Below are 13,191 nucleotides of genomic sequence, written 5' to 3'. Positions count from 1 at the left end.
AGCATGTATCGTGTACTAGTTGCAAATAGAGGAGAAATAGCGGTCCGGATTATAAGAGCGCTTAGAGAAATGGGTATGGAGTCTGTCGCGATTTATGCCGTTGGCGATGAAGATAGTTTGCATGTCAAACTCGCTGATGACGCCGTCTGTATCGGACAGCCTAATCCACTTGATAGTTATTTGCATATTCGTAAAATCTTGTCAGCTGCAGAAATTACAAATGCAAATGCAATTCATCCAGGTTATGGTTTCTTATCTGAAAGCCCAGTTTTTGCTGAAAAAGTAGAAAGCGAAGGCCTCTATTTTATTGGCCCTACTAAAGAAACGATGAAATTAATGGGAGATAAAATTACTGCGAGACAAACCGTTGACCAAGCAGGCGTACCAGTCATTCCCGGGTCAAAATCATCTGTAGAGGATATCGAAGAAATTGAAAAACTTGCAGAAGAGATTGGCTATCCACTTGTTATTAAAGCGGCGAGTGGCGGAGGCGGTAAAGGCATTCGCATTGTTAAAGACGAATCTCAATTAGAACGCGCATTTAAAGAAGCCAAAAGTGAAGGTAATAAATATTTTAATGATGATCGTGTTTATGTTGAGGCATTTATCCCTGTAGCAAAACATGTTGAAGTTCAAGTTTTGGGTGACGGACAAGGACAGTATATCCATTTAGGTGAGAGAGATTGCTCTGTACAAAGAAAAAACCAAAAACTGATTGAAGAATCGCCATGTAGCGCTTTAAGTGATGAAAAAAGAGAAAAGATTTGTAATGATGCTGTCAAAGTCGCTCGAGCAGCTCAATATAGAAGTGCAGGAACGATTGAGTTTCTTGTTACAGAAGACGCTTATTACTTTATTGAAATGAATGCACGAATTCAAGTCGAGCATACAGTGACTGAAATGCGTACGGATATTGATCTAGTTCGTCAACAATTATTAATCATGAAGAACGGTCAACTCGATTTAAAACAGGAAGATATTTCTTTTAAAGGTCATGTCATAGAAGCACGAATTAATGCTGAAGATCCTGAAAAAGGCTTCCGTCCGACACCGGGTACAGTTCAACGCCTTCATTTCCCTCATGGCTTCAATATACGAGTTGACTCGCTTTTATACAGCGGTTATACTGTATCTTCATATTATGATTCACTGGTAGCTAAAGTCATCGTTAAAGGTGAATTTAGACAACATGCGATAGAAAAATTAAAAGTGACATTAGATGAACTCGTTATAGACGGTTTTAAAACGACTGCAGACTTCTTGTATGCTTTACTTTCGTATCCGCCATATTTTGAAGGTGATGCGAAAGAAGTAGATATTAAATTTTTAGATCGTCACAACATTTTTAAGGAGGTCACTGAAAATGAAAATTGACTTAAACTGTGATTTAGGTGAAAGTTTCGGTAATTATAAAATTGGTAACGACCAGTCTGTCATACCATTGATAACATCTGCAAATATTGCATGTGGGTTTCACGCAGGTGATGAAAATGTAATGGCAGAAACAGTTAAACTTGCCAAACAAAATCATGTGGGTGTTGGGGCACATCCAGGTTTTCCTGACTTACAAGGTTTTGGTCGCCGAAACTTAGACATGTCATTAAAGGAAATTTTTAATATGGTAGTCTATCAAGTCGGTGCCTTAAAAGCATTTTGTGACATTCAAGGCGTCAAACTCAATCATGTGAAACCGCACGGGGCCTTATATCAAATGGCTTCTAGAGATGCAGAAATCGCTAAGGCGATTGCCTCTGCAATCTATGAAATAGACCCTAAATTATATTTAATGGGTCTTTCTAATTCTATTTTGATTGATGAGGGAAGAAAGCAAGGATTAAATGTGGCTTCTGAAGTTTTTGCTGATCGCAGATATGAAAATGATGGCCAATTAGTGAGTCGTAAAAAGGAAGGAGCCGTCATTGAAGATTCGCATGAAGCAATTGAACAAGTTTTACAAATGGTTAAAGAAGGTACTGTAAAAACGATTTCAGGTGAAATGATAGATATCAAAGCAGATACTATTTGTGTACATGGAGACGGAGCACATGCACTGGAATTCGTTAAACAAATTCGATCGCATCTATCAGAAGAAAATGTTGATATCCGTACATTAGGGGGTTAATAAATGAAAAAAAATCCAAATCAAATTGAGAATAATGAAAGTTTTCAATTCACAAAAACACATAAGAGGCTATTGTTAGGCTCTGTATTTTTAATGGCTACTTCTGCAATTGGACCAGCCTTTTTAACGCAAACTGCTGTATTTACACAACAATTTATGGCTAGTTTCGCTTTTGCAATATTGCTCTCTATCATTATAGACATTGGTGCACAAATTAATATTTGGCGTATCCTTGTTGTGACTGGTTATCGTGGCCAAGAAATTGCGAATGAAGTGATTAAGGGATTAGGAACTTTCATCTCAATTTTAATTGCTATAGGGGGATTAGCATTTAACATTGGAAACATTGCTGGTGCTGGATTAGGACTTAATGCTATTTTTGGACTCGATGTTAGAGTAGGCTCAGCGATTACAGCTGCTATCGCTATATTAGTGTTCATCTCTAAAAATGGTCAAAAGATTATGGACGTTGTGACAATGATATTAGGTGTCGTGATGATTGCAACTGTTGCATATGTCATGGTGCAGTCTCATCCGCCTTATCTTGATGCAGCAAAACATATGATTTTACCAGAAAATCCTTCATCACTGGTATTACCTATCATTACTTTGGTCGGGGGCACTGTTGGGGGTTACATTACATTTGCTGGTGCACATCGAATATTAGATGCAGGTATTAAAGGACAAAATTATTTATCTTTTGTGAACCGTTCAGCAATAACAGGTATTCTCACAACGGGTGTAATGAGAGCACTCTTGTTTTTAGCTGTCTTAGGTGTCGTTGTTACTGGTGTGACATTGAATCTAGATAATCCACCAGCTTCAGTTTTTGAACATGCAGTAGGACCGATTGGAAAAAATATTTTCGGTGTTGTTCTCTTTGCTGCTGCAATGTCATCTGTTATTGGATCTGCATATACAAGTACAACTTTCATAAAAACATTACATCATAAAATTAAAACTTATGATAACTATGTTGTTGTAGCCTTCATAGTTATTTCTACTCTAATATTCTTGTTTATTGGTAAACCTGTAAAATTACTGATTATTGCAGGTGCGCTCAATGGATTAATTCTTCCTATCGTATTGGGAACAATTTTGATTGCTTCAAAAAATAAACGAATCGTAGGTGACTACAAGCACCCAACTTGGATGCTTATATTTGGAATTGTAGCAGTTGTCGTTACAATTTTTACAGGATTTTTCTCTTTACAAGGTTTAGCAGCTTTATGGAATCAATAAGATACGATTTAAAATATGAGGTTATAAGAAAATAGTTCAGAATTAAGATGCGATGATTTTAATACAATCTTTGCAAACAAGTGTTAACAGGATGACAAATGCCATCCTGTTTTTTTATATATTTATGTTCAAACAGTCCTACTCATCCTTGCCGGGGCGGGACGACGAAATCATTTTGATTTCTGTCCCGCTCCCATTTTTTATTATGAAGTTGTTGGTCTAAGTATGATAAAATAGCAAAGGTAAGGTATTGGAAGTGTATAAGGATAGGTTAGGGTGTTGTGTTTTAAAGGTGTGTATTTCTTGTTTTGCGTTAATGGCACTTTACTTCTTACATTAATGACAATAGTGTAAACTAAGCGACATTCTAATCTTTTATAAACGACTTAAACATTTATATTTAAAATCATACATTTAATCGATTAAATAGTAATAATTCAATATATGTAACAGGAGGCAATATTATGATTGGCATTATTGGTGCTATGGAAGAAGAAATAGAAATTTTAAAATCTCAGATGGTGGCGTTAGAAGAGATTAAAATCGCACATACGGTTTTCTATAAAGGCTTATTAAATGACAAAGAGATTATTTTAACACAAAGCGGAATTGGTAAAGTCAATGTTGCTATCTCAACGGCATTATTAATCAACGAATTTAAACCATCGTATATTATAAATACTGGATCAGCAGGTGCACTTCAACCTGGCTTGTCATTAGGGGATGTCGTCATTAGTTCAGAAGTGGCATATCATGATGCTGATGCTCGCGCTTTTGGATATGAAATAGGGCAAATACCTGGCATGCCAGCAACGTACAAAGCGGATCAAGAATTATTTAAAAAAGTAGATAAAGTTTTAAAATCTTTAAGCCAAAATGGTAAAGAAGGCCTTATTGTATCGGGAGATAGCTTTATTGGTACCAACGCGCAACGTCAAACAATTTTAGCTTCATTCCCACATGCTTTAGCAGCTGAAATGGAAGCTGCAGCCATTGCTCAAACTTGTTTCCAATTTAATACGCCATTTATTATCACACGCGCAATATCTGATTTAGCAGATGAAGAAGCCGGAATGACTTTTGAAGCATTTTTAAAAGTAGCCTCACAGTCTTCAAGTAAAATGGTTAGTGAATTAGTCAAAGAATTATAAACAAAGCGCTTTTAAGAAGATATTGTGTTATAATACTACGAATGAAGTATTTTAAAATGGAGGATTATAATGGGTATTATCAAGCGATTATTTTTGCCTAACCAATATGTCAAATCAATTCATGAAATCGACTTTGACCAATTACACGCATTAAATATTAAAGGTGTCATTACAGATTTAGATAATACATTAGTAGGTTGGGATGAAGCAGATCCCACACCTAAAGTTCAGGAATGGTTTAAAGGCCTTGAAGATAGAAATATGAAAGTAACAATTGTTTCTAATAATAATGAAAAAAGAGTGAAATCTTTTTGCCAAAACTTAAATGTAGATTATATTTTTAAAGCTAAAAAGCCACGTGGAAAATCTCTAAGACGTGCAACACATCAAATGGGATTAGAGAAAGATGCGGTTGTTGTCATTGGAGATCAAATGTTAACAGATGTATTTGGTGGGAATCGCAGTGGTTTGTATACAATTATGGTTGTCCCAGTTAAAAATTCAGATGGATTTATCACTAAGTTTAACCGGCTATTAGAGAGACGCTTATTAAATCATTTCAAGCGAAAAGGTTATATTAAATGGGAGGAATCTTAATTGACTGAAACTTTAAAGTGTATCGGTTGTGGTGCAGTCTTACAATCGACTGACCCTCAAAAACCTGGTTACGTCCCAAAAGCAAGCATGGGAAAAGAAGACGTCATTTGTCGACGTTGTTTCCGCTTAAAGAACTACAATGAGGTTCAAGATGTCGGTATGGATAGTGAAGATTTTCTTGAATTATTGAATAGCTTATCGAACAAACCTGGAATTGTAGTTAATTTAGTAGATGTGTTTGATTTTGAAGGTTCGTTTATTAATGCAATTAAAAGAATTGTAGGAAATAAAAAAATTATTTTAGCAGCGAATAAAGTTGATTTATTACCAAAACAAATTAATAAGCGTCGTGTAACGGAGTGGTTACGAAAATCTGCTAAAAATTATGGCTTATATCCTGAAGATGTATGTCTCATTTCTGCGCATAAAGGGTTCGGTATTGATGAACTTCTCCAAACGATTGAAAAGCATCGTGACGGGCAAGACGTGTATATTGTTGGCACAACAAATGTGGGGAAATCGACATTGATTAATCGCTTAATAGAACAAAGCGTAGGAGAAAAAGATGTAGTCACGACATCAAAAGTACCAGGTACAACGCTTGATATGATAGATATCCCAATTGATGATCAAAGTGACATGTATGATACACCAGGTATTATACAGGCACATCAAATGACACATTTTGTAACGACAAAAGAACTCAATATCATTATGCCTAAAAAAGAAATTAAACAGCGCGTTTATCAACTCAATGAATTACAAAGCTTGTTTATTGGGGGACTGGCTCGTGTTGATTATTTAAAAGGAGGAAAACGGCCTCTAGTTTGTTATTTTTCTAACGAGCTTCACATCCACAGAACTAAGCTAGAAAAAGCTGATCAATTATGGAAAACTCAACTTGGTTCATTATTAACACCACCGTCCCAACCTCAAGACTTTGATTTTGAACTACTCAATACGATTCATTTGAATACAGGAAATGAGAAAAAAGACATCATGATTTCTGGTTTAGGCTTCGTTACCGTTGACGCTGGTGCAGAGTTAGATGTGACGGTTCCTAAAAATGTTGAAGTGACATTAAGACCTTCCATTATGTAAGGAGTGAGCATGTATGAAATTTGCAGTTATCGGGCATCCAATCGATCATTCTTTATCACCCATCATGCATCAGACAAATTTTAAAAGTTTAAATTTAAACGATCAATATGAAGCACTAAATATTCCAGAACAGGATTTTCATCATATTAAAGATATCATTTCCGAAAGAGATTTAGATGGTTTTAATGTCACTATTCCTCATAAAGAGCGTATCATCCCTTTTTTAGATTCACTTACTGAAGAGGCGCAAGCAATTGGTGCTGTGAACACTGTTCGAATTATCAATAATCAGTGGATTGGACACAATACTGATGGCCTCGGCTTTGTTAAAGGATTGCAATCAAAATATGGAGATTTAAGTGACGCACAAATCCTTATCTTAGGTGCAGGAGGGGCAAGCAAGGGAATCGCTTATGCATTAAAAAAAGTATGCAAACATCCAATTACAGTTGCTAATAGGACAATGGCACGCTTTGACAGTTGGAAATTTAATGTGCTTAAGTATAGTTTAGATGAGGTTCATCCTCTATTAGAGACGTTTGATATTATTATCAATACAACGCCAGTAGGCATGAATCAATCTACTGATAGTATCATTACTTTTCAAAAGTTAAAGCCTAGCGCACTTGTATGCGACATCGTTTATAACCCTTTGCAAACATCATTTTTAAAACAAGCTGCTCAAAAAGGGTATACGATATATAATGGTTTGGATATGTTTGTTTTTCAAGGCGCAGAAAGCTTTAAAATTTGGACAGGCCTAGATAGTAATATTTCAGAAATGAGACAATCTGTACTAAACAAATTAAATGAAACGAATTAATAAGGAGGCTATTATGGCGTTAACAGGAAAACAAAAGAGATTTTTAAGGAGTCAAGCACATCATGTTGATCCTACATTTCAAATTGGAAAATCAGGTATAAATGAAAATATGATTATTCAAATTAAAGATATTCTTGAAAAACGAGAATTAATTAAAATTCATATTTTACAAAATAATTTAGAAGATAAGGCCACACTTGCAGAAACGATAGCAAATGAAACTCAAAGTGAATTGGTTCAACTGATTGGATCTATGATTGTTCTTTATAAGGAATCTAAAGAAAATAAAACGATTGAACTCCCTTAATATGAAAAAAATCGTTATTTATGGGGGACAGTTTAATCCAATTCACAGTGGTCACGAGATGGTTGCGAGTGAGGTAAATGACCAGATTAGACCGGATGCGTTCTATTTTATACCGAGTTACATGTCTCCTTTAAAGACACCGAGCGGTTTAATTGATGTCAAACATCGTATAAAAATGGTCGAACTTGTCATTCAAAATCTGGGATTTGGCACACTTCGTTTAGACGAAATACATCGTAAAGGACAAAGTTATACTTACGATACATTAGTCGCAATTAAAAATGAAGCGCCAGACGCGCAACTCTATTTTGTTATTGGCACTGACCAATATGAACAATTAGACAAGTGGTATAAAATTGAGGAATTAAAGAAAATCGTTACTTTTATTGTTGTTAATAGAGGCTATCCAATCCAATCACAGTCAGAATCTATTCAACCGATTAATATTCCTAATATCGAAATCAGCTCAACTGAAATTCGTGAACGTTGTCAACAAAACAGAACGATTCATATGTGGGTACCGTTAAATGTCGAACAGTATATTTTCAAGGAGGGGTTATATGGATCAAGCGTTTGCAATTGAATTGGTTAAGCAAAAGTTACCTAAAAAAAGATTTGAACATTCAATGCGTGTTGCAGAAACAGCTGTTAAATTAGCAGATATTTATGAAGGGGATAAAGAAAAAGCGGAATTAGCAGGTATTTTACATGATTTTTGTAAATATGACGACCTCAGCTTTTTATATCAACAAGTGACGCGCTATCAGTTAGATCACGAGCTTTTAGGTTATGGTTCTGAGATTTTACACGGTCCTGTTTGTGCGGCATTGATGAAACATCAATATGGTGTAAACGATAAAGAAATTTTATTAGCAATCTATAATCATACAACAGGGCGTAAACAAATGACGAAAACTGAAAAACTAGTGTTTATCGCTGACTATATCGAACCTGGACGTAAAACACCCGGTGTAGATGAAATACGCGATATGGCCTATAATGGTGTAGGCTTAGACAAAACAATATATGAAATATCCAAACGTACAGTATTGTATCTTGTGAACAAAGATGTTAATGTTTTTCAATCAACTATTGATTGTCTTAATTATTACAATTTAAATGACTCTAATTAAAGGATGATTCAATGAACGTAAAAGACTTACTCATGTTAGCTGTTAAAGCTGCAGACGATAAAAAAGGCGAAGATATTATCTCACTTAATATGCATGGCATTTCTGATATTGTAGATTACTTTGTAGTTTGTCATGGAAACAATGAAAGACAAGTTCAAGCTATCGCAAGAGCTGTTAAAGAACAAGCGGAAGAACAAGGCGTTACAGTGAAACGTATAGAAGGTTTCAATGAAGGCCGATGGATTTTAATTGATTTAGCAGATGTTGTTGTTCATGTTTTTCATAAAGATGAACGCAGTTATTACAATTTAGAAAAACTTTATCAAGATGTAGAAATGATGGGGTATAAAGAGGTTATGAGTTCATAATGCAATATGAGAATTTAAGTGTATTTTATGATCGATTAACTGATGATCAGCCTTATGATAAATGGCTTGCCATTATAAAGGATACGCTTCATGCGGCTCAAGCTCATTCCATCTTAGATATTGGTTGCGGGACGGGTAATTTAACACAGTTTTTACCACAACTAGCGACCGAGGTAGTAGGAATGGATTTAAGTCCTGAGATGATAGCACGTGCACAGCAAAAATCTGAACATGTAAATTGGATACAAGGAGATATGACAGCATTTAACTTAAATCGCCAATTTGATTTAGTAACGATTCTTTGTGACAGTTTAAATTACGTTGTTGAAGAAGCGGATGTAATGGCAACTTTTAATCATGTCTTCCATCATCTCAAACAACAAGGAAGTTTTATCTTTGATGTGCACAGTATTTATAAAATGGATACACAGTTCAACCAACAAGTTTATTTAGATGATCGTGATGACTTAACGCTCGTATGGCAAACCGAGACTGTCGAGTTACCTCATAGTGTTTGGCATGACTTAACATTTTTTATTCGAACAGAAGATGGACAATATTTAAGAAGAGATGAATCACAGTTTCAACGGACGTTAGAAAAAGCACAGTATATAGAAATGCTTAAAGCAATTGGTTTTAAAGATATTGAAACATTTTATGATTTCGATTATAGTAATAAAAATAGTGAGAGTGATCGACTCTTTTTTATAGCAAAAAAATAGAAGTAAAACCATCCCTCTTTGCGTGTAAATAAACGCAAGGAGGTTTTTTTATGCGATCTACACAACATGTTTTTGATTTGCTTAAGCATTATAAGATTCACTTATGTCTATGTATTTCTTTATTAATCATTATTCTTTGTTCTATATTCTTTTTTACGGGATTTGACAGCAAAGAATCAAAAGATGAGATATCTCTGCCACATCAAAGTGATTTGATAGAGTCAAGTGTTGGGAAAGATAAGCAATCCAAGCCAAATGAACAGACGATACCTTCAACAGTTATAGTCGATATAAAAGGTGCAATAAAGCATGCGGGAACATACGAAATGAAACCTAACGCGCGTATAAAGGATTTATTGGATAAAGCTCAGCCACTTAAGAACGCAGATTTATCAACGGTTAATTTAGCCGAAAAGTTACGTGATCAAAAGATGATTTATATTCCAACTGTTAACGATAAACAACAAGTTGAGGCACATGCTGAATCATTAGGTAAAGAGCATGAGACTTCAGATTCAAATCAAGTCATTAATTTAAATACAGCAGAAGAAAAAGACTTGACCCAAGTTCCTGGAATTGGACCTTCGAAGGCCCAAACAATCATTAAATATAGAGAAGAACACAATGGCTTTAATGCTGTTGATGAATTAAAAGAAATTAAAGGTATCGGCGATAAAACGTTTGAATAATGAAAAGACCTAAGCTTTTGACATTTTAGATGTATTTTTCAAGTCAAAGCGCCTCTTTTATTCAGTGTGTAGAGAAATCTGCACATCGTGACAGTACGACTGTCCAACAAAGAAATTGAATTGCTTGAAAACCCTAAAGCCTGCTTGACCACAACGTAGAGATAATCAAACTCAAGCGTGAAGGTTGCGAAACTGCAGAAAAAATAAGCAGGATGACATAAGGTTAAAACCTAAGTGTTTTTTGCAATGGGCAACTAGCAGCCAAGCCTAGAAATAGGAAGGTTCAACGACTATTCCTCTTGAGGGAAGTACACACAAGCGTGTGGAAGTGGTTTCGCCGTAATGGATAATGCCAACGGAAAAGATATAGTCTGTGCTTGTATGAAAATACAAGATGCACGTAAAGGTGCTGACGGTGGTGTAGCGTCTACCGTTGAACAACCCAAACCTAAATAATCTCTCATAAAGTGTATGAGATCGAACCGTATAGAAACCGTTTTTATACTTTATCATTTTTGGTGAATTCATATGTAAAACCTATCTATATGCTGAAATCTCATTCAGATTTGTTATAACGGGTAATTATTGAGGTAAAAACAGAAAATCAAATCTTACTTTTCAGTCTGATTGTAGAATCTAACTAGTGAAATACTATAGAAAAAGTTATAATTTAATAAAGAATCATTGGAAATAACTTCGAGGAGTGACTTAAATTGAAACGTATTCAATGGCATGACTATTTCATGGCACAATCACATTTACTAGCATTGAGATCGACTTGTACTCGATTATCAGTCGGTGCAACCATTATTAAAGACAATCGTATTATTGCTGGGGGCTATAATGGCTCAGTTTCAGGAGAAGTCCACTGTATTGATGAAGGTTGTTTAATAGAAGACAGTCATTGTATTAGAACGATTCATGCAGAAATGAATGCAATATTGCAATGCGCCAAGCAAGGTGTCTCAACAGAGGGGGCTACAATTTACGTGACGTATTTTCCATGCTTAAATTGCACAAAATCTATAATTCAAGCCGGAATCAAAACTGTTTATTATGCCGAAGATTACCATAATCATCCCTATGCAATCCAGTTATTAAAGCAATCTGGAATTAATTTTGAAAAGATCGACTTTAATGCTCAAACTATTGCTAATTATCTTCTTAATACAAAATGACCTATCTCTTATTATGCTATATTATTGGTCAAATCGCTTATCATCATTTAATGACTGCGCTTTTTCTATTATTCATTATATTAATTACTATGTATAGGAAAAGAAAAAGCAAATTATTGATGGTGACCAGTCTTTTAATCGTGTCGATTGGATTTGGGATTGAAAAGAAACAACATGCGCCTTTAGAACATATTCAATCTTCCTATACCCAACAATCAAATGAGGAAAAGAACGTATTGATTCATTTTTCTTCTCTTCCTTCAGTCAAGGAAGGGTTACTTACGGCAAATATATCAGACTTTAATAAACAGTTAGTTTTAAAGGCGCCTTTTAAAACTAAAATCAACCTTCCAAATGCTAATTTCTTTCTGAACCATGCTTGTCCGGTGAAGGGAATATATCACGATCCCCAACACCTTTCACAATTGGAAGTTCTTTTTGTTAAAAAAATTGATTTTAATAGATGTATACGCATGCAACCCAAATTTAAAGACTATATCATGTATGCACGTAATAGTTTGATTGAACGCATTAGAGCGCATCATTTTATAGGCCAAGGTGAAATATTAGCAATTGCGACAGGCTCTACAGATGATATGTCTAGCGACAAAAAGTCCCGAGCGAGAGGCTTGGGGATATCACATTTATATGCGATTAGTGGGACACATGTGAATATATTAATTGCGTTTTTTTATATGTTCACTAAGCGGTTACCCATTCCCATTTATGTGATTGAATCTCTATTACTTCTCTTTTTGCCGTTATTCCTTATGTTTGTTAATGCAAGCCCCAGTGCACAAAGAGCTGTATTAATGACAATGTTAATTTTAATACTTTCAAAATATTTTCATTTCACGTCGATACAAGCATTAGCATGTGTGTATATTTTCATGTCGTTTTTGAATTTTCAATATCACTATCATCTAGGTTTTATATATTCGTTTCTCATTAGTAGTGTTCTTATCTTGATGAAAGATCTTTTAAATAAGTATCAATTCGCGTATTCGCTTATTTTAGCATCTGTGATTTCAATTGTTGCTGTTCTGCCAATCAACTATCTCCAATTTAATGAAATACAATGGCAGGGGATCATCAGCAATATTATCTTTATTCCGCTATATAGTTTTGTCATTATCCCTTTCTCATTCATTGTAGGTCTATGTGCATTAATATATCCCTCTTTGTTATTCCTTTTTAAGCCTTTGTCGATAATTATTTTCACGATACAAAATTTCATTTTAAAAGGTTTACAACCGCTTACGCAGTATCATTTTCCCATTGCAGATTTTGGAGAAGTTGGATTTTTAATGATTACAATCGTTACTTTTATTCTTCTTTACTTCCTTTCTAATGAAAAATATCTCATGTTCTTTTTGGCTGCTGTTTCTTTCCTATTTATAGCGACTCACTTACATCCAAATTATCCGAACCAAATGACAATTTTAGATGTTGGACAAGGCGATGCCATACTCTTCCAAAATAAAAATGGTAAAACACTCCTAATTGATACTGGTGGGGTAGCTGAACATGGGAGCATGAAAAAACGTAACTACAACATCACGGAAAAATCAACTTATCCGTTATTTAAAAAGAGGGGTATTCATCATGTTGATTATTTAATTATCACTCATGATCATAGTGATCATTTAGGCGAACTTGCGCAAATTTCAAAATATATCAAAATCAAAAATATTATCATTAATCCTTCTCATTTTAACCAAGAAAAGTTGCAATGAATTCAAAATATTGCGAAAAGCC

Annotated in this window: 14 protein-coding genes and 1 pseudogene; all 15 read left to right on the top strand. The window is 34.8% G+C overall.

Annotation, left to right across the window (positions count from 1 at the left end):
• Positions 1 to 3: 3 nt before the first annotated feature.
• The 15 genes and pseudogenes from HMPREF1208_RS04835 (at position 4) to HMPREF1208_RS04765 (ending at position 13,169) form a co-directional block, all read left to right on the top strand.
• Complete coding sequence (locus HMPREF1208_RS04835; RefSeq protein WP_016425238.1) at positions 4 to 1,374, top strand: acetyl-CoA carboxylase biotin carboxylase subunit; 1,371 nt, start codon at positions 4 to 6, stop codon at positions 1,372 to 1,374.
• Positions 1,364 to 2,122, top strand: coding sequence for a 5-oxoprolinase subunit PxpA (pxpA, locus tag HMPREF1208_RS04830; RefSeq protein WP_016425237.1), 759 nt, complete (start codon positions 1,364 to 1,366; stop codon positions 2,120 to 2,122). The genes HMPREF1208_RS04835 and pxpA overlap by 11 nt, the downstream gene beginning before the upstream one ends.
• 3 nt (positions 2,123 to 2,125) lie before the next feature.
• Positions 2,126 to 3,364 carry an NRAMP family divalent metal transporter gene (locus HMPREF1208_RS04825; protein WP_016425236.1) on the top strand — a complete coding sequence of 413 codons (1,239 nt, stop codon included), beginning with the start codon at positions 2,126 to 2,128 and terminating at the stop codon, positions 3,362 to 3,364.
• 464 nt (positions 3,365 to 3,828) lie between these two features.
• Positions 3,829 to 4,515, top strand: a complete 687-nt coding sequence (locus HMPREF1208_RS04820) for a 5'-methylthioadenosine/adenosylhomocysteine nucleosidase (protein WP_016425235.1) — start codon at positions 3,829 to 3,831, stop codon at positions 4,513 to 4,515.
• A gap of 69 nt (positions 4,516 to 4,584) precedes the next feature.
• Positions 4,585 to 5,112 (top strand): YqeG family HAD IIIA-type phosphatase, encoded by a 528-nt coding sequence (locus tag HMPREF1208_RS04815; RefSeq protein WP_016425234.1) that lies wholly within the window; start codon positions 4,585 to 4,587, stop codon positions 5,110 to 5,112.
• The gene (gene yqeH / locus HMPREF1208_RS04810; protein ID WP_016425233.1) at positions 5,113 to 6,213 is read left to right on the top strand and encodes a ribosome biogenesis GTPase YqeH; all 1,101 of its coding nucleotides are present in this window, start codon (positions 5,113 to 5,115) and stop codon (positions 6,211 to 6,213) included.
• Between the two features lie 13 nt (positions 6,214 to 6,226).
• A complete protein-coding gene (aroE, locus tag HMPREF1208_RS04805; protein WP_016425232.1) occupies positions 6,227 to 7,036 on the top strand; it encodes a shikimate dehydrogenase in 810 nt (269 codons plus the stop codon).
• A 13-nt stretch (positions 7,037 to 7,049) separates the two neighbouring features.
• The gene (gene yhbY, locus HMPREF1208_RS04800) at positions 7,050 to 7,343 is read left to right on the top strand and encodes a ribosome assembly RNA-binding protein YhbY (protein WP_016425231.1); all 294 of its coding nucleotides are present in this window, start codon (positions 7,050 to 7,052) and stop codon (positions 7,341 to 7,343) included.
• Position 7,344: 1 nt separating this feature from the next.
• Complete coding sequence (gene nadD, locus HMPREF1208_RS04795; protein WP_016425230.1) at positions 7,345 to 7,926, top strand: nicotinate (nicotinamide) nucleotide adenylyltransferase; 582 nt, start codon at positions 7,345 to 7,347, stop codon at positions 7,924 to 7,926.
• A pseudogene (gene yqeK / locus HMPREF1208_RS04790) lies at positions 7,904 to 8,484 on the top strand (bis(5'-nucleosyl)-tetraphosphatase (symmetrical) YqeK); the annotation flags it as partial. The gene nadD and the pseudogene yqeK, both read left to right, overlap by 23 nt.
• Before the next feature lie 3 nt (positions 8,485 to 8,487).
• Positions 8,488 to 8,844 carry a ribosome silencing factor gene (rsfS, locus tag HMPREF1208_RS04785; RefSeq protein WP_016425228.1) on the top strand — a complete coding sequence of 119 codons (357 nt, stop codon included), beginning with the start codon at positions 8,488 to 8,490 and terminating at the stop codon, positions 8,842 to 8,844.
• On the top strand, positions 8,841 to 9,566 hold the full coding sequence (locus tag HMPREF1208_RS04780) for a class I SAM-dependent DNA methyltransferase (protein ID WP_037559150.1): 726 nt from the start codon (positions 8,841 to 8,843) through the stop codon (positions 9,564 to 9,566). Before rsfS ends, HMPREF1208_RS04780 begins: the two co-directional genes overlap by 4 nt.
• Positions 9,567 to 9,616: 50 nt before the next feature.
• Positions 9,617 to 10,255: a helix-hairpin-helix domain-containing protein gene (locus tag HMPREF1208_RS04775; RefSeq protein ID WP_016425226.1), complete on the top strand. Its 639-nt coding sequence runs from the start codon at positions 9,617 to 9,619 to the stop codon at positions 10,253 to 10,255.
• Positions 10,256 to 10,968: 713 nt separating this feature from the next.
• Entirely contained in the window at positions 10,969 to 11,433 is a 465-nt protein-coding gene (locus HMPREF1208_RS04770; RefSeq protein WP_016425225.1) for a ComE operon protein 2, read from the top strand.
• A 119-nt stretch (positions 11,434 to 11,552) separates the two neighbouring features.
• The gene (locus HMPREF1208_RS04765; protein ID WP_231371810.1) at positions 11,553 to 13,169 is read left to right on the top strand and encodes a ComEC/Rec2 family competence protein; all 1,617 of its coding nucleotides are present in this window, start codon (positions 11,553 to 11,555) and stop codon (positions 13,167 to 13,169) included.
• Positions 13,170 to 13,191 lie beyond the last annotated feature (22 nt).

The sequence above is a fragment of the Staphylococcus sp. HGB0015 genome (assembly GCF_000411275.1).
In the GTDB taxonomy this organism is placed as follows: Bacteria; Bacillota; Bacilli; order Staphylococcales; family Staphylococcaceae; genus Staphylococcus; species Staphylococcus schleiferi.
This window is presented reverse-complemented; position numbering and strand designations above follow the sequence as displayed.